The organism is Vreelandella sp. 162(4c), assembly GCF_058152265.1.
Genome location: NZ_CM176981.1, coordinates 434,096 through 456,099 on the forward strand (window position 1 = coordinate 434,096; position 22,004 = coordinate 456,099).

Annotated in this window: 18 protein-coding genes; 1 reads left to right on the forward strand and 17 read right to left on the reverse strand. The window is 56.0% G+C overall.

Annotated features, from left to right (window positions below):
• Positions 1-25 precede the first annotated feature (25 nt).
• The 3 genes from argJ to AC4EYZ_RS01975 form a co-directional block, all read right to left on the reverse strand.
• A complete protein-coding gene (gene argJ, locus AC4EYZ_RS01965) occupies positions 26-1,255 on the reverse strand; it encodes a bifunctional glutamate N-acetyltransferase/amino-acid acetyltransferase ArgJ (protein WP_022523895.1) in 1,230 nt (409 codons plus the stop codon).
• A 67-nt stretch (positions 1,256-1,322) separates the two neighbouring features.
• Positions 1,323-4,055 carry a preprotein translocase subunit SecA gene (gene secA / locus AC4EYZ_RS01970; protein WP_022523896.1) on the reverse strand — a complete coding sequence of 911 codons (2,733 nt, stop codon included), beginning with the start codon at positions 4,053-4,055 and terminating at the stop codon, positions 1,323-1,325.
• Positions 4,056-4,156: 101 nt separating this feature from the next.
• Positions 4,157-4,507 (reverse strand): hypothetical protein, encoded by a 351-nt coding sequence (locus AC4EYZ_RS01975; RefSeq protein ID WP_022523897.1) that lies wholly within the window; start codon positions 4,505-4,507, stop codon positions 4,157-4,159.
• A 110-nt stretch (positions 4,508-4,617) separates the two neighbouring features.
• Here AC4EYZ_RS01975 and AC4EYZ_RS01980 point away from each other — a divergent pair, with 110 nt between their 5' ends.
• Positions 4,618-5,079, forward strand: coding sequence for a DUF721 domain-containing protein (locus AC4EYZ_RS01980; protein ID WP_009286397.1), 462 nt, complete (start codon positions 4,618-4,620; stop codon positions 5,077-5,079).
• Positions 5,080-5,216: 137 nt separating this feature from the next.
• Here AC4EYZ_RS01980 and lpxC read toward each other — a convergent pair whose 3' ends face one another.
• The 14 genes from lpxC to ftsL all read right to left on the reverse strand — a co-directional run bounded on the left by lpxC (position 5,217) and on the right by ftsL (position 21,999).
• Positions 5,217-6,128, reverse strand: coding sequence for a UDP-3-O-acyl-N-acetylglucosamine deacetylase (lpxC, locus tag AC4EYZ_RS01985; protein ID WP_009286396.1), 912 nt, complete (start codon positions 6,126-6,128; stop codon positions 5,217-5,219).
• Between the two features lie 134 nt (positions 6,129-6,262).
• Positions 6,263-7,438, reverse strand: a complete 1,176-nt coding sequence (gene ftsZ, locus AC4EYZ_RS01990; RefSeq protein ID WP_022523898.1) for a cell division protein FtsZ — start codon at positions 7,436-7,438, stop codon at positions 6,263-6,265.
• Between the two features lie 34 nt (positions 7,439-7,472).
• Positions 7,473-8,762: a cell division protein FtsA gene (ftsA, locus tag AC4EYZ_RS01995; protein WP_022523899.1), complete on the reverse strand. Its 1,290-nt coding sequence runs from the start codon at positions 8,760-8,762 to the stop codon at positions 7,473-7,475.
• A gap of 313 nt (positions 8,763-9,075) precedes the next feature.
• Entirely contained in the window at positions 9,076-9,789 is a 714-nt protein-coding gene (locus tag AC4EYZ_RS02000) for a cell division protein FtsQ/DivIB (protein WP_009286395.1), read from the reverse strand.
• 40 nt (positions 9,790-9,829) lie between these two features.
• The gene (locus AC4EYZ_RS02005) at positions 9,830-10,771 is read right to left on the reverse strand and encodes a D-alanine--D-alanine ligase (protein ID WP_022523900.1); all 942 of its coding nucleotides are present in this window, start codon (positions 10,769-10,771) and stop codon (positions 9,830-9,832) included.
• Positions 10,768-12,213 (reverse strand): UDP-N-acetylmuramate--L-alanine ligase, encoded by a 1,446-nt coding sequence (murC, locus tag AC4EYZ_RS02010; protein ID WP_027959097.1) that lies wholly within the window; start codon positions 12,211-12,213, stop codon positions 10,768-10,770. The genes AC4EYZ_RS02005 and murC overlap by 4 nt, the downstream gene beginning before the upstream one ends.
• A gap of 17 nt (positions 12,214-12,230) precedes the next feature.
• On the reverse strand, positions 12,231-13,328 hold the full coding sequence (gene murG, locus AC4EYZ_RS02015; protein WP_022523902.1) for an undecaprenyldiphospho-muramoylpentapeptide beta-N-acetylglucosaminyltransferase: 1,098 nt from the start codon (positions 13,326-13,328) through the stop codon (positions 12,231-12,233).
• A 33-nt stretch (positions 13,329-13,361) separates the two neighbouring features.
• A complete protein-coding gene (gene ftsW, locus AC4EYZ_RS02020; protein WP_022523903.1) occupies positions 13,362-14,543 on the reverse strand; it encodes a putative lipid II flippase FtsW in 1,182 nt (393 codons plus the stop codon).
• On the reverse strand, positions 14,540-15,928 hold the full coding sequence (murD, locus tag AC4EYZ_RS02025; RefSeq protein WP_022523904.1) for a UDP-N-acetylmuramoyl-L-alanine--D-glutamate ligase: 1,389 nt from the start codon (positions 15,926-15,928) through the stop codon (positions 14,540-14,542). Before murD ends, ftsW begins: the two co-directional genes overlap by 4 nt.
• 72 nt (positions 15,929-16,000) lie before the next feature.
• On the reverse strand, positions 16,001-17,083 hold the full coding sequence (mraY, locus tag AC4EYZ_RS02030; protein ID WP_022523905.1) for a phospho-N-acetylmuramoyl-pentapeptide-transferase: 1,083 nt from the start codon (positions 17,081-17,083) through the stop codon (positions 16,001-16,003).
• A 14-nt stretch (positions 17,084-17,097) separates the two neighbouring features.
• The gene (locus AC4EYZ_RS02035; RefSeq protein ID WP_022523906.1) at positions 17,098-18,450 is read right to left on the reverse strand and encodes a UDP-N-acetylmuramoyl-tripeptide--D-alanyl-D-alanine ligase; all 1,353 of its coding nucleotides are present in this window, start codon (positions 18,448-18,450) and stop codon (positions 17,098-17,100) included.
• Entirely contained in the window at positions 18,450-19,943 is a 1,494-nt protein-coding gene (locus AC4EYZ_RS02040; RefSeq protein ID WP_009286389.1) for a UDP-N-acetylmuramoyl-L-alanyl-D-glutamate--2,6-diaminopimelate ligase, read from the reverse strand. Before AC4EYZ_RS02040 ends, AC4EYZ_RS02035 begins: the two co-directional genes overlap by 1 nt.
• Positions 19,944-19,960: 17 nt before the next feature.
• A complete protein-coding gene (locus AC4EYZ_RS02045) occupies positions 19,961-21,667 on the reverse strand; it encodes a peptidoglycan D,D-transpeptidase FtsI family protein (protein WP_027959095.1) in 1,707 nt (568 codons plus the stop codon).
• Entirely contained in the window at positions 21,664-21,999 is a 336-nt protein-coding gene (ftsL, locus tag AC4EYZ_RS02050; RefSeq protein WP_022523909.1) for a cell division protein FtsL, read from the reverse strand. Before ftsL ends, AC4EYZ_RS02045 begins: the two co-directional genes overlap by 4 nt.
• Positions 22,000-22,004 lie beyond the last annotated feature (5 nt).

Below are 22,004 nucleotides of genomic sequence, written 5' to 3' on the forward strand. Positions count from 1 at the left end.
AACGCCCCACACAGGGGGAGACTGATTAGCTGCGGTAATCCGCGTTAATAGACACATAGTCATGGGAGAGGTCGGAGGTCCATACCGTGGCACTTTCCTCGCCGCGCCCCAAGTTAATGCGAATGGTAATTTCTGACTCGGCCATGACGGCGCTTCCTGCCGCTTCGGTATAGCCTGCAGCACGCCCGCCATTTTCAACTAGACGTACATCGCCTAAATCAATCACCACACGGTTGACATCAAAGTCGCTTACAGGCGCTCGTCCTACCGCGGCCAAAATACGCCCCCAATTAGCATCTGAAGCGTAAAGCGCTGTTTTGACTAGCGGTGAGTGCGCAACAGTAAAGGCCACATCGAGCGCCTCTTGACGACTTTTCGCTTCGTCGACCTGAAGGGTAACGAATTTGGTTGCGCCCTCGGCGTCGCGAATAATCGCCTGCGCCAGCTCGGTCATTACCCGCTGCAAGGCGTTGCTGAAAACGGCAATCTGCTCATCGTCGGCAATGCGGGAGCCTGTGCCGGTCGCTGCCAACATACAAGCGTCATTGGTAGAGGTATCGCTATCCACCGTGATGCAGTTAAACGAGCGATCGACGGTTTCACGCAGTAGCCGATCCAGCAGCGGTGCTTCGATAGTTGCATCGGTCACCACAAAGCCCAGCATGGTCGCCATATTGGGCTTAATCATGCCAGACCCTTTCGTGATGCCGTTAATCGTTACCTGCTGATTGCCTATTTCAACCGTGACACTGGCGCCTTTGGCACGAGTATCGGTGGTTAAAATACCTTGGCCTGCGTGTTCCCAGGCAACACTGTCGCTGGCCATGCTTTCAAGTGCCGGTGCCAATCCCGCTAGCAGACGCTCCATCGGCAGCGGCTCGCCAATTACGCCGGTTGAAAACGGCAGCACGTCCTGCGACGACACACCGGCTTGTTTAGCCAGTTCTGCACAGCTAGCCCTGGCATCCCGCAAACCTGCTTCACCCGTACCTGCGTTAGCATTGCCAGTGTTGATCAGCCAAAAGCGTGGCGAACGGTGTTCTGCCCGGCACTGCTCGAGGTGTTGCTTGGCCACCAAAACGGGCGCTGCGCAGAACGCATTACGGGTAAAGACCCCAGACACCGTCACGGTCTCGGGCAGTTCAATCACCACTACATCACGACGATCCGGCTTTTTGATACCCGCCATTGCAACCCCCAGGCGCACCCCTTTTAGGGGTGGCAACTCTGGAAAGGGAGTGTTTCCAACCGCCATGATTTTCTCCTTTAGACAAAGACCGTTTCACAGACCGTCTCAAAAAACGGTCTCAAAACGGGCGCCGTTAGCTTAGTTTTCCACAGCACTGCTTGTACTTTTTACCCGAGCCACAAAAACACGGGTCGTTGCGGCCCACTTTCGGGCCTTCGCGACGCACAGGGCGGCCATCAACACCAGGCGCTTCCTGCTCAGTTTCGGGCTGCTCCTGGGTCGGGGTGTCATGACGGCTTGCCGCCGTGGCGGTTTCCCGCGCCAGCGCTTCGCGGCGCTGTTGCTCAAGGGCGTCTACTTCCTCGGGCTGACGAACCTGTACGTGGCTCAGAATACGCGTCACATCGGCTTTAATGTGCTCTAACAGCTGCTGGAAGAGTTCAAAGGATTCACGCTTGTACTCTTGCTTGGGGTTTTTCTGAGCATAGCCACGTAGGTGGATACCGCGACGCAAATGATCCATCGACTGAAGGTGTTCTTTCCAACGCGTGTCCAGCACTTGCAGCATGACCTGCTTCTCAAAGCGACGAATCAGCTTCTCGCCAGCCGCCTCGATTTTGGCTGCATAGGCCTCGCGGTGCATCGTCTGCAGCCGTTCACGCAACTGCTCTTCACTAAAGCGATCATCTTCGGCGGCCCATTTAACCACCGGTGCGTCAAGGTTGAACTCCGTCTTCAAGTGCGCTTCCAAGCCGGGCAGATCCCACTGCTCGGGCAGGCTTTGGGGCGGCACGTAGTCGCTGATGGCCGTCTCCATCACCTCTTCGCGGATACCAATAACGGCATCAGCCACATCGTCCGCGGCCAGAATCTCATTGCGCTGGTCGTAGATCACTCGACGCTGATCGTTGGCAACATCGTCGTACTCAAGTAGCTGCTTACGAATATCGAAGTTACGCCCTTCAACTTTCTTCTGGGCACGCTCAACGGCGTTAGAGACCATTTTATGCTCAATGGCTTCGCCATGCTCAAGCCCCAATGCCTGCATCAAGCGTTTGACGCGGTCAGAGCCGAACAGGCGCATCAGACTATCTTCAAGCGACAAGAAGAAGCGCGTTGAGCCGGGGTCACCCTGGCGTCCGGCACGGCCACGCAGCTGGTTATCGATACGCCGGGACTCGTGGCGTTCAGAGCCCACCACATGCAGGCCGCCAGCGGCGAGCACACCATCGTGGCGCGCTTGCCACTCGACTTTTAACGCCTCAACCTGTTCTTGGATAGGGTTTTGCAGCTTGGCGACTTCAGCCTCCCAGTTACCGCCTAGAACGATATCGGTGCCACGACCGGCCATGTTAGTGGCGATCGTAATCGCCCCTGGGCGGCCTGCCTGAGCAATGATCTCCGCTTCACTCTGGTGCTGCTTGGCGTTAAGCACATTGAACGTAAGGCCCGCCTCGCGCATCAGCTTGGCAAGGTACTCGGATGTCTCAATAGAAGCCGTACCCACCAGCACTGGACGCCCGGCTTCGGTCTCGGTTTTGACATCTTTGATGATCGCTTCGTACTTCTCTTCCGCGCTCAAATAAACCAGATCGTTGAGGTCTTTACGGGCCAGTGGCCGATTGGTGGGAATCACCACCACGTCGAGGCCGTAAATTTGCCGAAACTCAAAGGCTTCAGTATCCGCCGTACCGGTCATCCCGGCGAGTTTTTCATACAGACGGAAGTAGTTCTGGAACGTCGTTGAGGCTAGCGTTTGGCTTTCGCGCTGCACCGTGACGCCCTCTTTGGCCTCGACGGCTTGGTGCAACCCTTCCGACCAGCGGCGCCCGGGCATAGAGCGGCCGGTGTGCTCGTCGACGATCACCACCTGACCTTCAGAGATGATGTAGTCGACATCACGGTTATAGAGATGGCGGGCGCGCAGCGCCGAGTGCATATGCTGAAGCAAGTTAAGGTTTTGCGCGGCATACAGCGACTCGTCATCGCCCAATAAACCTTCAGCGCGCATCAGCTCTTCAACTTTATTATGCCCCTGCTCGGTTAACTCTACTTGCTTCTGCTTCTCGTCGACCAAGAAGTCACCAACAACCGTGGCTTCCTCATCTTCAATCTCTTCGCCTTTTTCAAGCTGCTGGGCAAGTTGATTGACGACTTTATAGAGGTCGGTATTCTCATCGACCGCACCGGAAATAATCAGCGGCGTACGCGCTTCATCGATAAGAATCGAGTCAACTTCATCGACAATCGCATAGTGCAGGCCACGCTGAACTTTATCTTCTAACGAGAACGCCATGTTATCGCGTAGATAATCGAAGCCGAACTCGTTGTTGGTGCCATAGGTAATATCACACTGGTACGCATGACGCTTCTCTTCGCCTGTCTGGCCGGAGAAAATGACGCCAATGGTAAGGCCCAGAAATTCATACAGCGGACGCATCCACTCAGCATCACGGCGAGCCAGGTAGTCGTTCACCGTGACCACGTGCACCCCTTTACCCGGCAATGCATTCAGGTACACCGCCAGCGTCGCCACCAGCGTTTTACCCTCACCGGTTTTCATTTCAGCGATGCGGCCACGGTGCAGGGTCATGCCGCCTACCATCTGCACATCGAAGTGACGCATGCCCATAACGCGCTTACTGGCTTCTCGCACGATCGCAAAGGCGGGCGCTAACAGCGAATCAAGCGATTCACCGGCTTCTAAGCGCTGGCGCAGCTCGGCGGTTTTACCTTGCAGTTCAGCATCGCTAATCGCCTCAAGCTCTGCTTCTAATGCGTTAATCTGCGGCACCTTCTTGTGCATGCGTTTGACATCGCGGTCGTTTTTAGAGCCCACGACTTTTCGTAATAAATTATTAAGCATGAAATATCCAAGTATTCACGAGCGTCCCAGCGGACATTGCCCTTTCAATGCATGCTGTTTATCTCTAGAGCATGCACAAAGTAGATGTATTATCGACAGACTTAGCGGGAAGGCGGGCCGCGCTGGGTCAAGACATCCCGGGCGGCGACCAGCATAGCCATCGGGGCTAGCCAGAGACATAGACGCCGAACAGGCGCAAAGCGCTGGGGGCTTTGAGCAAAACGTTGCAGCGCGCGCCGACGCCTGGCCACCCAGTGGGACTGGGCGCGTAAAATCGCGGGCACCCAGAAACAGATCGTGACGCTACGCTCACCGCCGCGGAATGCATCTGCAGGGCCTAAACTGGCGGGTAAAAGACAACTCACCAACAGACCGGCCAGCCACCAACGCGCTAAACCGTAACGGCGATGGCGCCGCGGCAAAGCTGATTGAACATCAAGCGTAGGTGACATGCTGTAGACCGGCTCCTGAGCGTGGTAGAGTTTACTAATCAGCCATCGGCGAAGGTGGCCGACGTCATTAGTAGCGGTGCCTAAACAGCAGCACCCTAGGAATTAAGCGTATGAGTATAAAGGTTAAGCGTTCTCGCGCACAGCCCATCGCCCGTCTGCTCTCCAAGTCGGGTGATATTAATCAGTTAATGCGCCTATCTCGTCTCATCGATCAGGCCCAGCGACACTTGCGCGCCCACTTGCCCGAAGAGATGCGCGAACATATTTTTGTGGGTGGCTTTAGCGAAGGTCGTTTAACCCTGATTAGCGGTCAGGCGAGCTGGCTGACGTGGTTACGCTTCGAACAGCGGCGCTTATTGGAACTGCTCCATCAACTGCCTGGCTTTGAAGGAGTCAGCGGCTTTACCTTTAAGGTACGCCCTGTACGCCCTATTGTGGCACCAAAGCGTAACACGCGTAGTCTGTCGGCCGACGCGGGCAAAACCCTTTCCGAGTGCGCTGAAGATACTACCAATCCAGCGCTAAAACGTGCCTTGGAACGGCTTGCATCTCATGCTCGGCCAGCCAAGTAACGCTCACACCATTTTCTCTTCCCATCAGGCTTAGTGCCTTATCGCCACACTCTTAAAAGCATAAAGCACCGCCTAAGCGATGCTTTATGAATCAAAAAGTAAAAAAGCGCTAATATAAAAAGCGAAGCCTAGCTACATCACGCCATTGCAGGTGCGGCATAAGAGATCGGCGCAACCGCCTTTTCCTCTTCAAAGGTGACAATTTCATAGGCATCGGGCTGCGCCATCAATTCGCGGCAGAGCTGATTATTGAGTGCGTGGCCAGATTTCACCCCACGGAACTCGCCGATCAGGCTATAACCCAGCTGGTACAAGTCACCGATAGCATCCAATACTTTGTGCTTAACAAACTCATCTTCGTAGCGCAGGCCGCCTTCATTAACGATGCGGTAATCATCCACCACAATGGCGTTGTCTAGACTTCCGCCTAGCGCCAGATTGTTAGAGCGTAAGAACTCTAGGTCACGCATAAATCCAAAAGTACGTGCACGGGAAACTTCTTTAACGAAGGACGTGGTCGAGAAATCGATCAACGCGGTCTGTTTCTGCTGCTCAAAAACAGGATGATCAAAGTCGATTGCAAAGGAGACTTTGAACCCTTGATGGGGTAAGAACACCGCTTCTTTATCGCCATCGGTCACCGCTACACGGTGCTTGATGCGAATGAATTTCTTCGCAGCATCCTGCTCTAAAATTCCCGCTGATTGGATTAAAAACACAAATGGACTCGCACTGCCGTCCATAATAGGCACTTCAGGTTCACTAACATCCACATAGGCGTTATCGATACCCAACCCAGCAAAGGCCGACATCAGGTGCTCAACGGTAGCTACCTTGACCCCGTTAAACACAAGAGCAGTACATAGCTTGGTATCTTCAACCAATTCTGCCCGTGCGGGAACGTGCGCAACGGGATCCAGATCGGTTCTAACAAACACAATCCCAGTATTGGCCGGCGCCGGACGCAGAGCTAAGTGGACTTTTTTGCCAGAATGCAGGCCCACTCCGGTGGCGCGAATGACGTTTTGTAGGGTGCGTTGTCTGATCATGGATAGTAGCCGAGCTCTAATGACGGTAATAACCGCAGGGGAAAAGTTATCAAACAGTGTTCACTTTAACAGCAAACGAGCGTTTTAGCCAATAAAACGCTCGCTCGCTGTTGCAATGAGCCTGATAGCGAGAATCAATCCGCCTGGCGGCGTAGAAACGCGGGGATGTCCAGATAGTCATCGGCTTCGGAAGCGCGACGCTTTTCAGGACGCGGTTTTGCGGCCGCTTCGGGTGCTTCAGCGCGTGCTGTTGCCTGCTGACGCATTACCGTTGGCTGTTGCAACTTGCGGTAATCCGAGGACTCTGCAGCTGACCGACGGGCAGGCTCGCGCGCGGCCGCCTTAGGCTTTTGCCCGTCCAAGCCGGCGGCAACAACAGTGACACGCAGCTCGTCGGACATTTCCATATCAATGGAGGTGCCGACGACAATGGTGGCATCTGGAGACGCAAACTCCTGGACGGTAGCGCCTACATCGTTGAACTCGCCGATCGACAAATCGGGGCCTGCAGTAATGTTGACCAAGATACCGCGTGCGCCGTGAAGGTCGATATCTTCCAGCAGCGGGCTGCGGATCGCTTTCTCGGCGGCTTCGCGAGCACGATTTTCACCCGTGGCACCACCGGTACCCATCATCGCCATGCCCATTTCAGACATAACGGTGCGCACATCAGCAAAATCGACGTTGATGATGCCCGGGCTGGTGATCAGTTCTGCGATACCTTGAACAGCCCCCAGCAGCACATCGTTCGCCGCACTAAAGGCCGTCAGTAGCGTGGCACTCTTGCCCAGCACAGAAAGCAATTTTTCATTAGGAATAGTGATCAGCGAATCCACGTGCTCAGAGAGCTCTTTCATGCCCTCTTCAGCAGCGCGCATACGCTTTGGCCCTTCAAAGGGGAAGGGGCGCGTCACTACCGCAACGGTGAGAATCCCCAGTTCCTTGGCGACCTGGGCAACCACCGGCGCACCTCCTGTGCCCGTACCACCGCCCATACCAGCAGTGATGAAGACCATATCGGCACCGACCAGCAATTCCGCAATGCGTTCGCGGTCTTCCATTGCGGCTTGGCGGCCCACGTCGGGATTGGCACCTGCGCCTAATCCTTTAGTGATTTCGCTACCCAATTGCAACACCGTCTTCGCTGCACAGCGTTTCAGCGCCTGGGCGTCCGTGTTGGCGCAGATAAACTCAACGCCTTCAATATTGCTTTCGACCATGTGGTTAACAGCATTGCCGCCACCGCCGCCAACGCCAACCACTTTGATGACCGCACTGCTCGAGGGTGCGTTATCTACCAATTCGAACATAAGCCCCGTCTCCTGAACCGCGCTTGCGGCCCTGTCAGAAATTTCCTTTGAACCAGCCTTTAATTCTTGCCAGCGCCGAATGGTCTTCCTTGATATCACGCCGGGCAAGCTCGTTACGGCCCTTATGGGCTGCAACCACTCCCCCGTGGCTTCTTAGACCTTGCCCATGACGCGTTTCCTGCAAGGCATAATGCAGCAGACCAACGCCCGTCGCATAAATGGGATTACAAACGACGTCAGCCAAACCTCTTACATTCTGCGGACATGCGATACGAACGGGCATATGGAAAATCTCTTCTGCCAATTCGCTAACCCCTTCCATGCGCGAGGTACCGCCGGTAAGCACTATCCCAGCAGCCACCATGTCTTCATAGCCACTACGGCGCAATTCGTCTCTCACTAGCGTAAATAGCTCTTCGTAGCGTGGTTCTACCACTTCAGCAAGCGCTTGGCGCGATAGATCACGCGCTGGACGATCACCTACGCTAGGTACTTTAATCATTTCATCGCTGGCGGCTAAATGGGTTAGCGCGCAAGCGTATTTAACTTTGATCTCTTCAGCGTGCTGCGTGGGTGTTCGCAACGCCATGGCGATATCGTTAGTGACTTGATCCCCGGCGATAGGAATCACCGCCGTATGGCGTATGGCGCCTTCGCTGAAAATAGCCATGTCGGTGGTTCCACCACCAATGTCGACCATACAGACGCCCAGTTCACGCTCATCTTCAGTCAGCACGGCCATACTAGAGGCGAGCTGCTCTAAGATAATAGCATCAACTTCAAGACCGCAGCGGCGCACACACTTCTCAATATTCTGCACCGCGTTTAATGCGGCTGTCACTAAGTGCACCTGTGCTTCCAAGCGCACACCGGACATGCCAAGCGGCTCACGAATGCCCCCCTGGGCATCAATCGAGAACTCTTGGGGCAGCACATGCAGCACTCGCTGGCCTTCAGAGATGGCACGCGCCCGCGCGGAGTCAATCACACGTTCAATATCGGAGGGCGTTACCTCACGCTCTTTAATAGCGACAACGCCATCCGAGTTCATTGAACTGATATGGCTGCCTGCCACGCCAACGTATACCGAGTGAATATCACAACCAGCCATTAATTCTGCTTCTTCAACGGCGCGCTGGATAGACTGCACAGTCGATTCAATATTGATCACTACGCCACGCTTCATGCCACGCGAAGGATGCGAACCAATACCTGCAATTTCAATTCCGCCGTCGTCGGTAGGTTGACCGACTATCGCGACGACCTTGGACGTTCCAATGTCCAGCCCGACCACCATATTGGATGCGTTGGGTGAGCCTGCCATGAGTCGGGAAATCTCCTTGCGTCATTGTTAAAAATAAATATAAATAGGGTGGCGCTTAATCTAACGCTTAACATTGAAAGCGTGCTACCCAAAATAATCAGTGCTGCTTTTCAGACAATCGCTAAGTACCAATAGTCGAAATTAAAAACTATTTAACCCGCCTCTGGCCCATAGTATAGAAACAATAGTCGCAATACGACTAGTACAAATCCACAATAATAGGCTTGGGTAGCAATTTAAAGCCGATTACTGGCTTTTTCAACGATGGCAACCACTCACTTTTACACCTTATTTGCATCAAGTAATAGAAGAGCTACTCATCTTGCACCGTAAATTCACTTTCTCCATGCCAAGCAACAGCAACACCGTTAGGGTAGCGCAGGTCAATATAACGAATCTGATCGCCCAGAGACGACAACTCACGCTGCCATGAAGCCGACAATCGTGCTAAGCGCACTTCATGCTGACGCCGACCTAACATCACCCAAGCGCCATCGTTTAATTGTAGCCGCCAGGCACCGCGCGGCTCTAAACGAAGTTGAGTAAGATTCAACGATAACTGTTCAAAGTGAAGTTTTAACCGGTGGTAATAATCCAGCACTTCTTCACTGCTTCCAGCAGGGCCAGCGAGATCGGGTAAACCTGCAGGTGGTGATAATGGCGCAAAAGCGAAAGGCTCACCTTCAGGGTTAAGCAAGAAGTCATCATTCCAGCGTGCGACAGGCTGCTGTTCAACCAGCTCAAACACCAGTGCATTCGGCCACTCACGGGAAATGCGCACTTCGTTTAACCAACCCACTTGCAGTGCACGGTCGCGTAATTCACCCAAATCAGCTGATAACCAGGTGGCATCAACCACCAGGGGCGCCAACTGAGTACGCAGGTAGTCAGCGCTGACGTACTCCCATTCACCGCGAATAGACACACGTTCAATCGGACGATCCAGCCACAGCCAAAGCGCCCGCCCGCCAGCTCCCATAAGTAGCGCCAGCAGGAGAATTCCCAACCAAGCGTTACGCTTTTTCATAAGGCACTTTTTAAAAAGGCGCTTTTAAACAGGTCATTACTCATGCTGCGAACTGCTCGCCTGCGGTATTGAGTATTCGTAACACTAGATCATCAAAGCTAATGCCCGCATGAGCCGCCGCTTGAGGTACCAAACTATGATCGGTCATACCTGGCACCGTATTGACTTCCAACAGCCAAAAACGCCCTTCACTATCACGCATGACATCAACCCGGCCCCAGCCGACTCCACCGATAGCGGCAAACGCCTGCTGGCAAAGCAATGCAAGCTCAGCCTCATGTTGCGCCGACAAACCGCAGGGCAAGTGATACTGGGTGGTATTAGCGATATATTTGGCCTCGTAGTCGTAGAAACCACCCGGTACTTCAACACGAATCGCCGGCAGCACCTGATCACCTAGCAGCGCAACGGTATACTCTTCACCCACCACAAAACGCTCTGCCATCACGCGGGCGTCGAACTGGGCCGCCTCGTGATAAGCCGCTTCAAGCGCTGCCTGGCTTTTTACAATGCTAATACCCAGCGTCGACCCCTCATGCACAGGCTTCACAATCAACGGCAAGCCAAGTTGCTCGACCACGGCGGACCACTCCGCCGTTGCCTCCAACATAATACTTTCCGGAGTGGGTAGCCCAACTGCGCTCCATACCTGCTTGGTGCGCTGCTTATCCATCCCCAGGGCCGAAGCAAGCACCCCGCTGCCGGTATAAGGAATGTCGAGCAGTTCTAGCGCGCCCTGTAGGGTGCCGTCTTCCCCGCCGCGGCCATGCAGAGCCACAAAGACAAGCGAAGGAGCCAGTTGTTCCAAGCCCACTAGGCCGTTGTCGCGGGGATCATAGCCGCAGGCGTTGACACCTTTACGCTGCAGCGCCGCAAGCACCGCCGACCCGCTTTTCAGCGACACCTCGCGTTCAGCAGAGGTGCCACCGTAAACGACAACGACTTTTTCAAGAGACTGGGGGGTTGCTACGTCAACACTCACAGATCCACCTCGTTCATCGCTAGCTGTGCCTGGGCCAGGCGCAGGGAGATCCCACCCACATCACCGGCACCCTGGGTTATTAAAATATCGCCTGGGCGCAATACGTTGGTTAACAGCGCAGGCAGTTCGTGTTTATGCTCAACAAATAGCGGGTCGACGTCACCACGCTGACGAATGGAGCCCGCCAAGGTTTTTCCTTCGGCACCAGGAATAACCGCTTCACCGGCACTGTAAACATCAAGCAGCACAAGCGTATCGACTTGAGAAAGCACCCTGACAAAATCTTCGTATAAATCGCGGGTACGGCTATAGCGATGGGGCTGATAAAGCATGACTAGGCGACGATCTGGCCAGCCTGCACGAATCGCCTGAATGACCATATCAACTTCACGAGGATGGTGGCCATAGTCATCCACCAGCATGATATCGCCGCCCCCTTGGGGTGCAGGGAAATGGCCATGCACCTGAAAACGGCGACCAACACCGGCAAAACCTGCCAGACCGCTCAAAATAGCGCTATCGCTCACACCGGCATCGGTGGCTACCACAATTGCCGCCATGGCGTTTAGAGCATTGTGGCGCCCCGGCATAGCCAAACGGACATTTAACGGCGCAGCGCCACCAGGGCGTAGCGCCGTGAACGTCACTTCACCGCCACGCTGGGCAAAATCAACAATCCGGTAATCGGCATCGCTATCAAACCCATAGGTCACGAACTGCCGCTTCACCTGTTCACACAGCACGCGCACATGGGGGTCATCGATACACAGCACAGCCAAGCCATAAAACGGCAAGTTGTGTAGGAATTCGATAAAGGTACTTTTGAGCCGTTCAAAGTCGCCGCCATAGGTCGCCATATGGTCAGCATCGATATTGGTGACAACCGACACCATCGGCTGTAGATGCAAAAAGGAGGCGTCGGACTCATCGGCTTCGGCAACTAAATAGTCGCCCTCACCTAAGCGGGCATTGGCACCGGCACTGGTCAGCTTGCCACCAATCACAAAGGTGGGATCGAGCCCCCCTTCAGCCAGCAGTGTTGCCGTCAAGCTGGTCGTGGTGGTTTTACCATGAGTACCCGCCACGGCAATACCGTGACGAAAACGCATTAGTTCAGCGAGCATTTCAGCCCGGCGCACCACCGGCACGCGGTGCTCATGGGCCCAGCGTATTTCTGGATTGGTTTCATCAATGGCGCTCGACACCACCACCACATCAGCGCCCTCGACATTGGCCTCGGCATGCCCGATCGCTACACCAACACCGCATTGCCGCAGCCGCTCCACGACCGAAGAGGTTTTCGCATCACTACCGCTCACGGTGTAACCTTGATTCGCTAACACCTCGGCAATACCGCACATCCCTGCACCACCAATGCCGACAAAATGGAGTCGCCGAATTCGGCGCATGCCGGGGCCAGCGGCAGAACGTGAGGGTGTCATGGTTTTGTCTGAATCGATCACGCAGAGTCTCCTAACGGCACCATCGCCAAACACCCTTCAGCCAAGCGCTTTGTGGCGTCTAAATGGGCGGCCTGACGTGCATTCGCCGCCATCGCAGCCAGGGTATTTGGGACGAGCAATTGATTTAAAAATTCACTTAACCGCTCAACGGTGAGCTCAGACTGAACCACGCACTTGGCCGCCCCCGCCTTGACGAGTACCTGGGCGTTGATCCGCTGATGGTCATCAACGGCAAAAGGAAACGGCACTAGCAGCGCTGGCTTGGCCGCGGCAGCCAACTCCGCGACAGTCAAGGCGCCTGAGCGACACACCACTAAGTCGGCCCACTCATAGGCAGCGGCCATATCGTCAATAAAGGGGCTAACCTCGGCGCTCACGCCGTGCTGCTGATAATTTTCAGCAGTGGTCTTTTCACGGTTTTTACCCGCCTGATGGCGCACCTGGGGGCGACGCTCAATGGGCAGAGCTGCCAGCGCGGGGGCCAAGCGCTCGTTAAGGGCGACGGCACCGAGCGAGCCTCCCACCACCAGCAACCGCAGAGGCCTTGCAGAGAGGCTCTCCGCATCTCTTGGGGTGTTCCCTAAGGCGGCGATATCGTCACGCACTGGATTGCCAATGACATCGGCACGCGCCCCAAAGGCCTCGGGGAAAGCGGCATAGGTACGCTTGGCGAGTCGCGACAGCACGCGATTGGTCAGGCCTGCCACGGCATTCTGCTCATGGATCACTAAAGGAACGCGCGTCAGCCAAGCAGCTAACCCGCCAGGACCACTGGCAAAGCCACCCAAGCCGACCACCACATGAGGCTTGAAGTCGCGAATAACCGCACGCGCCTGCAGTACCGCACGGCTAAGGTTTAGCGGTGCTTTTAGCCAGCCCGTCAAGCCATTGCCGCGCAGCCCGCTAACCGCAATGGTATGTAATGTAATGCCCGCTTCGGGCACCAGGCGGTTTTCAATCCCTCTAGGACTGCCCAACCACTCAACGTCGACCTGCTGCGCCTGCAAAGCGTTGGCGAGTGACAAGGCTGGGAACACGTGGCCGCCGGTGCCCCCCGCCATAATCAGTACTCGTCGGCTAACGTTAGTCGTCACATCAAACTCCTGATAGCACCAAGCGACATAGCGTTACGATAAACGCGGTTCATGGCGCGATTTATAGGGGGTGGACGCGCGTCGGGGGCGATGACGTGTTTCAGCATCCGTGCGTAGCAGTAGTCCAACCATTACGCCTGTTACTAGCAGGCTAGAGCCGCCATAGCTCATCAGCGGCAGCGTTAGCCCTTTAGTCGGCAACAGCCCGGAACTTACCGCCATGTTAATAAACGCCTGAGCGGCTACGACAAAGCCGATGCCGTAGCTTACATAAGCGCCAAATAGGTGCCCTGCCAGCTCAGCTTTGCGCCCTATCCACATAGCGCGGGCAATAAACAGCGTGAACAACAGCACGACGATAATCGCGCCGATCATGCCCAACTCTTCAGCGATGACGGCAAAGATAAAGTCGGTATGCGCTTCGGGCAGGTAATGCAGTTTTTGCACACTGTTACCCAAGCCAGTACCGGTGACGTGCCCCCGTCCGAAGGCGATTAACGCTTGAGTTAACTGGTAGCCGGTCGCAAACTGATCGGCCCAGGGGTCTAAAAAACTGGTCCACCGGGCCAGCCGGTAGGGCTCGATCAACACCATTACAACCGCCCCGGAGCCGAGCAGCAGCCCGCTGCCAACCAGCAGCACCAGCGAGGCACCGCACATCATCAGCATGCCAATCACGCAGACGGTAAAGACCACCATCCCGCCGAAATCAGGTGCTAAAAATAGCAGCCCAACCGGTACGGCCAGCACGGCCAGAGGGCGCCACATGCTGAACGCTCGACGACGCAAATCGTAGGTAAAACGCGACATAAACGCCGCCATATAGAAAATCAGCCCGACTTTGGCAAATTCAGAGACCTGCAAACTCGGCAAGGGCCCCGGCAACGCTATCCAGCGCTTACTACCATTGATCTCCTGACCAACAATCAGCACCAAAACCAATAGAAAAATAGTGGCGAGCAGAATTAGCGCTGCGTTTTGGCGCCACACTTCAAGCGGCACACAGAGCATAAATACGCAGGCGATGATGGCAAGCACCAGGAAAACGCCGTGCTGACGTGAGTAGTGATAGGTATCTTCCAGCAAGCCAATCGACGCCGAGCTGACCATGACCCAACCCAACCCCGCCAAGGCCACCGCCGCTACAATGAGCCACACGTCGCAGGGTAGATCCCGAGTGGTAAGCACCGCGCGCAGACGCTGAATTCGACTCATGGCGCTTCCTCGGCTGTAGTCGATGCTTTATCCAGCACCCAGCGACGAAACGCCTCGCCGCGCGCTGGGTAATTGGCAAATTGATCCAGGCTTGCACAGGCGGGTGAGAGCAGCACACAGTCACCCGGCTGGGCGAGTTCAAACGCTGCCTGCATGGCCTGGGTTAAATCGTCAACTTGCTGGGTCGTTACGTGCCCATGCAGCGCCTCGGCCAGTAGCGGAGCGTCTCTGCCAAACAACAGCACGTGACGCGCGCAGGCTGTTAAGGGTTTGGCCAACGGGGTAAAATCTGCGCCTTTGCCAATCCCGCCCGCGAGTAAAATCAAACGGCCTTCCAGCGTTGCGCCAATGCCGTTAATCGCCGCCAGCGTGGCCCCAACATTGGTGCCTTTGGTGTCGTTAACCCAGGTGACGCCGTTAATTTCTGCAATCACTTCGCTGCGGTGTACCAAGCCTTTAAATTCCCGCAGCGCGCTGCACATGGGCTCAGCCGCAAAGCCCAGCACCTGCCCCATGGCCAGTGCCGCCAAAGCATTGAGATAGTTGTGCTGGCCGGCCATTTTTAACTCATCAATAGCCAACCAAGGGGTGAAGCCCTGCATTAACGTCAGCTTCTCGTGGTGAAGCGCCAGCCCCCACTCGCTCCCCTTTGAGGCTGCTTGCGTAAAGTAAGTCACTTGGTCAACGGGATATTCAGGCCACGTGTTAGGATCATCGGCATTCACCACGGCGTGCTTGGCACCCATAAAAATACGCTGTTTGGCGGTACGATAGCCGTGCATATCCCCATGGCGATCCAGGTGGTCTTCGGATAAGTTCAGAAAGGCAGCACAACTGGCATTCAGGTGGGGCGTCATTTCAAGCTGAAAGCTTGAAAGTTCTAAGATATAGAGCGCGGCATCGGGATGGCTGGCCAACAGATCCAGCGCGGGGGTACCAAGATTTCCCCCTACCGCCGCATTAACACCGGCAGCAGCGGCCATTTCTCCCAGCAGCGAAGTGACTGTTGACTTGGCATTGGATCCGGTAATAGCGGCGATGGGGGCGTTAGCGGCGCGTACAAAGAGGGCTATCTCGCCCACCACCATCGGTTCACCTGTGTGCGGGTTTAGTTGATCCGCCAGCTCTATCAAACCCGGCATTCTCGGATCAAGACCAGGGCTAACCACTACCTCTTCAACATCACGCAGATCCAGCGACGTTAACGGGCCACAGTGAACTTCAACATCCGGATGAGCGGCTTTAAAGTCATCCAACCCCGGAGGTTCGGCACGTGTATCCGCTACCATGTAGGGCACTTTCAAGCGGCTTAAATGGCGGCATATCGCTCGACCCGACAGCCCCAGCCCCACCACTAGCGTTAATCCTTTAGCAACTCGAACCATCACCGGCTTCCTCTCGCCTCATGCTCTCGACCCGTCGATCCACTCTTGGCCATTTGCATCAACGAACTTTCATTAACGAACCTTGAGCGTTGCGAGGCCGAGCAGCACCAGCACCACGGTAATGATCCAAAAACGCACGATTACCCGCGGCTCAGGCCAACCTTTCAATTCATAGTGGTGATGCAGTGGCGCCATGCGAAAGATGCGCCGCCCGGTAAGCTTATAGGACCCCACCTGAAGAATGACCGACACCGTCTCCATGACAAAAATACCGCCCATAATAAACAGCACGATCTCCTGACGCACGATCACTGCCACCACGCCCAACGCAGCCCCTAACGCCAAGGCACCTACGTCGCCCATAAAGACCTGGGCGGGGTAAGTGTTGAACCATAAAAAGCCAAGCCCGGCACCGGCAATGGTGGCACAAAAAACCGCCAGCTCACCGGTACCGGCAATAAACGGAATATGTAAATACTCGGCAAACACCGTATTGCCGCTGGCATAAGCAAACACTGACAAGCCCATGGCCACCAGTACCGTAGGCATAATTGCCAAGCCATCCAGACCATCGGTCAAATTAACCGCATTGGAACTGCCCACAATCACTAGGTAGGTGAGCACGATATAGAATAGGCCCAGCGGCAGTGCGACCTCTTTGAACATTGGCACTAACAAGCTGGTTTCGACCGGCGTTGAGGCAGTCAAATAGAGCAGCACTGCCGCCCCAATCCCCACCACCGACTGCCAGAAATACTTCCAGCGGGCGGGTAAGCCACGCGGATTTTTCTCCACTACTTTGCGGTAATCATCGACCCAGCCGATGGCACCAAAACCTAGAGTGACGCCTAACACCACCCAAATATAAAGATTGGTTAGGTCACCCCATAGCAAGGTACTCATGGCAATGGCCAACAGAATCATCGCCCCACCCATGGTCGGGGTACCCGCCTTGGAAAGATGGGACTGAGGGCCATCGTCACGCACGGATTGACCGATTTGCCCCTCGACCAGTTTGCGGATCATCCATGGCCCCAGCCATAAGCAGAGCATTAATGAGGTGAGAGCGCCTAAAATCACGCGCAGGGTTAAATAATTGACTACCTGAAAATCAGATTGGTACTGCGACAGAAAATTCGCCAAGTGAAGTAACATGAACGGCGTTTACCTTATTTATCCGAACGCAGTGCATTGATGACATGTTCCATGCCCGCACTGCGCGACCCTTTCACCAGCAAGGTGGTGTCCGGCGGCAAAGTATTAGTGACATGACGCGTTAGCGCCTCGTGATCGTTAAAATGCAGCCCACGACCAAAGGCCTCGCTGGCAGCGCGTGCCGCGTCGCCCAGCGTCAACAGCTGATCAATGCCAAGCTCTGCAGCGTAACGGCCAATGTCCGCATGCAGCGCTGCCGACTCGTCTCCCAGCTCGCCCATTACGCCCAACGCACACCAGCGTGGAGCCGGGAAACTTGCCAGCGTATCCAGAGCGGCTTTGACCGCCCCGGGGTTGGCATTGTAAGTATCATCCAGTAGCTTGCCCCCCCGCAAACCGGGCACTACGGTTAGTCTACCCGCTAGCGCTTGCAATGCACCCAAGCGCGTAATGATCTGCTCTGGCGGCACGCCCAGCGCTAATGCCGCGGCAGCCGCAGCTAAGGCATTGCTGACATTATGCTTGCCAAGTAGCGGTAAACGCACTTGGCCCAGCGCCTGACCATGCTGCAGTAGCGTGAAAGCATACCGCCCTTGAGGATCACAGGAAAGCGCTGAGGCGCTGACATCTGCCTGGGGATGAAAGCCAAAGCTAACCACTCGCCTTGGGGCCGCACGCGAAGCCCAAAAGGAGTAGTAGCGATCATCGCGGTTCAATATGGCCGTACCCTGCTCGCTTAGCCCGGCGAGCAGTTCACTTTTCGCCTGGGCGATCTGCCCCATGCCGCCAAACTCACCCACATGGGCGCCGGTGACATTGGTGATAATCGCAATATCGGGCTGTGACAGCGGCGCCGTCCAGGCGATTTCACCCAGATGATTAGCGCCTAACTCTATCACGGCGACTTTGTGCTGTTGGCGCAATCGTAATAAGGTCAGCGGCGCACCGAAATCGTTGTTCAGATTCCCCTCAGTCGCTAACACCTCGCCCAAAGGCGTCAGCAGTGCCGCACACATCTCCTTAACCGTGGTTTTACCACTATTGCCGGTGACCGCTACCAAGGGCCCATGCCATGCACGTCGATGTGCACCGGCTAGCAATCCCAGGGCTAAGCGCGTATCGGGACACACCAACTGGGGTAAGTCGCTGGCAACAGGTGCGTCGACCAACGCCGCTGCCGCGCCAAGCGCATGGGCACGCTCGACAAAATCGTGGCCATCAAAATTGACGCCTTTTAACGCGACAAACAGGCAGCCAGGCTCAATTTTACGGCTATCGGTAACAACCGAGTGAATGATTAACTGTGCACTGCCTGATGGCGCTTCGATGCCGAGCGCGGCGGCCACTTGACCAAGAGCCCAATGCATTACTGCGCTCTCCGCTGAGCAAAAGCGCGTTGAATCTCTTCGCTATCGGCGTAAGGATGGCGCACCCCCTGTATCTCCTGATACGCCTCATGCCCTTTCCCGGCGATCAGCACCACATCCTGGGCGCCAGCTTGTTGAATAGCCGCTACTACGGCCTCGCGACGCTCAGCAATTTCAATCGGCTGCACAGCGGTTGAGAACCCGGTCAGAATCTGCTCACGGATTTGCGCGGCGGATTCATTCCGCGGATTATCGTCAGTGACAACGATGCGATCTGCCAACTGCTCGGCGACCCGGGCCATCTCGGCTCGCTTACCCGTATCACGCTCCCCGCCGCAGCCAAACACACACCACAATTTACCCGCGTCCCCCAAGTGAGCACGTAGCGCCTGAAGGGCACTCTGTAGGGCATCCGGTGTGTGGGCATAGTCCACGACCACACTGGGGGCGTCCACATCGCCATAGCGCTCCATACGCCCCGGCACCGGAGAAAGTGTTGTCGCTGCATCAAACAGCGCATCGAGGGATTCACCTAACCCATACAGCACAGCCATCGCTAGCAGGACGTTATCTAAATTAAAGCGCCCCATTAACGTTAAGCGCAGCATTTTCTCGCCATCGGGGGTCGCAATCATCGCCTGCTGCCCCTGCTCGAACGCCTGCCAGTCCAGCACCCGCAGCGTAACGGCCTCGTCTTGCCCAGTGGCCAGCACACGTACGCGGCTACTAGAACCAGCCAGCATTAAGCGCGCCAAAGGGTCATCACCATTCACCACCGCCAAGCTAAGCTCAGAACGGCGAAACAGCTTGGCTTTCGAGGCCGCATAGGCCGCCATGCTGCCGTGATAATCTAAATGGTCGCGGGTCAGATTGGTAAACACCCCTACACTAACGTTGACCGCTTCCAACCGGTACTGATCCAGAGCGTGGGAAGAGGCTTCGAGGGCAACGCGCTTCACCCCCTGTTGGGCCAACTCACCCAGCGTCGCCTGCAGCGCCAAGGGGCCAGGCGTGGTTAAGCCACTATCGCTCAGTTCACCAGGACGCCCCACGCCTAAGGTGCCGACAAGACCCGCAGGTGTTCCCAACGCTTCGCTGAGGGCAGCAATATAGTGAGTAACAGAGCTTTTACCATTGGTACCGGTCACCGCAATGACTTCCAGATCACTAGGCACCTGGTACAGTGCCCTACCTAGCTCGCCTAAGCGCGACGACAAATGCGGTAGCTTCAACACCCGCCCCTCAAGCTGTACATCGCCGTGAGACCCCTGCGCTAAAACAAGCGAAGCCCCAGCCTCAAGGGCTTGCTCGATGAAATCGCGCCCGTCACGCTGGCTACCAGGCACGGCCACAAAAATGTCGCCCTTGGCAAGCTTGCGCGAATTCATTTCAATGCGCACCTGATCCGGCAGCTTGGGCAGGTCAGCGGGCAGTGGTGACTTGGGCCATACTTTCGCGAGCGCCGTTAATATTTCGCCTGGACTCAGCGTCATGCCATCTCCTTAAAAAACTACTCCGCCTCGTGATCCGGCGGGACGTCCAGCAAGCGTAAAGCATTCCCCGTCACGCTGGAAAAAACCGGTGCGGCAACAGCGCCGCCATAAAATTCGCCTGCTTTGGGGTGATCAATCATTACCACTGTGACAATACGCGGGTCGGAAATAGGCGCAATACCGGCAAAAACGCTGCGGTAGGCATCGGTGGTATAGCCCTGCTGGCCTATTTTGCGCACCGTGCCCGTTTTTCCGCCAACACGATAACCCTCGACACGAGCTCGCCGCCCGCCGGTATAGGCCGCAACGGAAGTTTCCAGTATTCGCAACAGGTCATTGGCAACCGTGGGCTCTATCGCGGGGATGCCTTGGGGCGGCTCAGAAAGGCGTAACAGCGAAGGCGGCAAACGCACGCCATCATTGGCTAGCGCCGTGTAAGCACTCGCCAACTGCACCGCTGACACGGATAGGCCGTAACCGTAGGAGAGCGTCGCCCGCTCGCTGCGCGACCAGCGAACCGGCGCCGGTAAGCTGCCAGTGGACTCGCCAGGAAAACCGGTTCCGGGTGCCTGCCCCAGCCCTAACTGGTTATACTTTTCCCAAATCGCCGTATCGCTCAACCGCAGCGCTAGTCGGGACATCCCCACATTCGAAGAGTGTTCCAGAATGCCAGCCAAATCCAGTTCGCCATAATTACGGAAATCGCGAATGGTGAACTGATCCAATCGCATCCAACCGGGCGAGGTATCGACCACAGCGTCGCGGTCCACCACGCCACTCTCTAACACGGCAGCCATGGCCAGCGGCTTCATCACCGAACCGGGCTCAAATACATCGACCAACGCCTGGTTACGTAACCCACGCGGATCAAGCCCCGCTCGGTTGTTAGGGTTGTAGGAGGGCAAGTTAGCCATAGCCAACACCTCTCCCGTACGGGCATCCATCATCACCAGCACGCCGCCATCGGCCTCATTCTCAACCACCGCGGCGCGCAGCTCCCGGTAAGCCATATATTGAATGCGTTGATCAATAGAGAGGGTCAGTTCGCCCCCCGGCTGGGCTTCGTCAATAACGCCCAGCTCACGCACCAGGCGCCCGCGGCGATCTTTAATGACCCGCCGCTGACCAGGTCGCCCCGCCAGGTAAGGCTGATAAGCAAGCTCCAGGCCTTCCTGACCGACATCGTCAACGTTGGTTACCCCCAGCAGTTGGGCGGCGACCTCGCCAGCGGGATAGTAGCGTTTATATTCACGCTGCGGGTAAACGCCGGGCGTGCGCAGGTTTAGAATCTGCTGGGCCGCCGCGGGGGTCATCTGACGACGTAAATACATGAACTCATGCTCGCTGAAGCGCGCTACCCGCGCCTCAAAGTCACCCAGCGTCATACCCAGCGCCTGGGCCAGCATTACACGCTGTATAGCATCGTCGGGCAGTTCTTGCGGATTGGCCCAGAGGGTGACCACTGGAGTGGAAATCGCCAACGGTTCGCCATTGCGGTCTGTAATCATGCCGCGGTGGGCGGGGATAGTTTCGTGACGAAGAGTACGCGCGTCGCCCTGGCTTTGCAGAAAGGGACGGTCAATGACCTGCAGCAAGGTAATCCGACCAATCAAAATAGCCGATGCCAAGCCAATCGCAAGCAGAATAAACATGAACCGCCCGCTGCCGAGCGGAGGGGCAATCGGCGCCTGACGCGAGGTACCGCCTCGACGTTCGCTTCTCATGGTCGAATCACCTCAACATCATGGACATCGGGGATTCGCATACCCAGGCGATCAGTGGCAATTTGTTCAATACGGGCAGGTGTCGACCATGCGCCCTCCTCGAGCAGCAGTTGTCCCCACTCCGTTTGCAGCTGGTTCTCTTCTTGCTCCAGCTGTTGCAGCTGAGCAAATTGAACCCGCGTCATATGGGTAGTGACAACCACGCCCAGCCCGGAGGCCATGCAGAGTAGAAAGAGTAGCGTAATAGCTACCGGCCAGGCGCGTAAACGCAGCCTGAAAGGCCATTCGGTGCGTAGCGTGGTTGCCCACTGCTCAATCCGATCCATGCTCATGATGA

Coding starts and splice junctions, on each gene's coding strand:
- argJ (WP_022523895.1), bottom strand. CDS start 1,255: ATGGCGGTTGGAAACACTCCCTTTCCAGAGTTGCCACCCCTAAAAGGG.
- secA (WP_022523896.1), bottom strand. CDS start 4,055: ATGCTTAATAATTTATTACGAAAAGTCGTGGGCTCTAAAAACGACCGC.
- AC4EYZ_RS01975 (WP_022523897.1), bottom strand. CDS start 4,507: ATGTCACCTACGCTTGATGTTCAATCAGCTTTGCCGCGGCGCCATCGC.
- AC4EYZ_RS01980 (WP_009286397.1), top strand. CDS start 4,618: ATGAGTATAAAGGTTAAGCGTTCTCGCGCACAGCCCATCGCCCGTCTG.
- lpxC (WP_009286396.1), bottom strand. CDS start 6,128: ATGATCAGACAACGCACCCTACAAAACGTCATTCGCGCCACCGGAGTG.
- ftsZ (WP_022523898.1), bottom strand. CDS start 7,438: ATGTTCGAATTGGTAGATAACGCACCCTCGAGCAGTGCGGTCATCAAA.
- ftsA (WP_022523899.1), bottom strand. CDS start 8,762: ATGGCAGGCTCACCCAACGCATCCAATATGGTGGTCGGGCTGGACATT.
- AC4EYZ_RS02000 (WP_009286395.1), bottom strand. CDS start 9,789: ATGAAAAAGCGTAACGCTTGGTTGGGAATTCTCCTGCTGGCGCTACTT.
- murC (WP_027959097.1), bottom strand. CDS start 12,213: ATGACACCCTCACGTTCTGCCGCTGGCCCCGGCATGCGCCGAATTCGG.
- ftsW (WP_022523903.1), bottom strand. CDS start 14,543: ATGAGTCGAATTCAGCGTCTGCGCGCGGTGCTTACCACTCGGGATCTA.
- murD (WP_022523904.1), bottom strand. CDS start 15,928: ATGGTTCGAGTTGCTAAAGGATTAACGCTAGTGGTGGGGCTGGGGCTG.
- mraY (WP_022523905.1), bottom strand. CDS start 17,083: ATGTTACTTCACTTGGCGAATTTTCTGTCGCAGTACCAATCTGATTTT.
- AC4EYZ_RS02035 (WP_022523906.1), bottom strand. CDS start 18,450: ATGCATTGGGCTCTTGGTCAAGTGGCCGCCGCGCTCGGCATCGAAGCG.
- AC4EYZ_RS02040 (WP_009286389.1), bottom strand. CDS start 19,943: ATGACGCTGAGTCCAGGCGAAATATTAACGGCGCTCGCGAAAGTATGG.
- AC4EYZ_RS02045 (WP_027959095.1), bottom strand. CDS start 21,667: ATGAGAAGCGAACGTCGAGGCGGTACCTCGCGTCAGGCGCCGATTGCC.
- ftsL (WP_022523909.1), bottom strand. CDS start 21,999: ATGAGCATGGATCGGATTGAGCAGTGGGCAACCACGCTACGCACCGAA.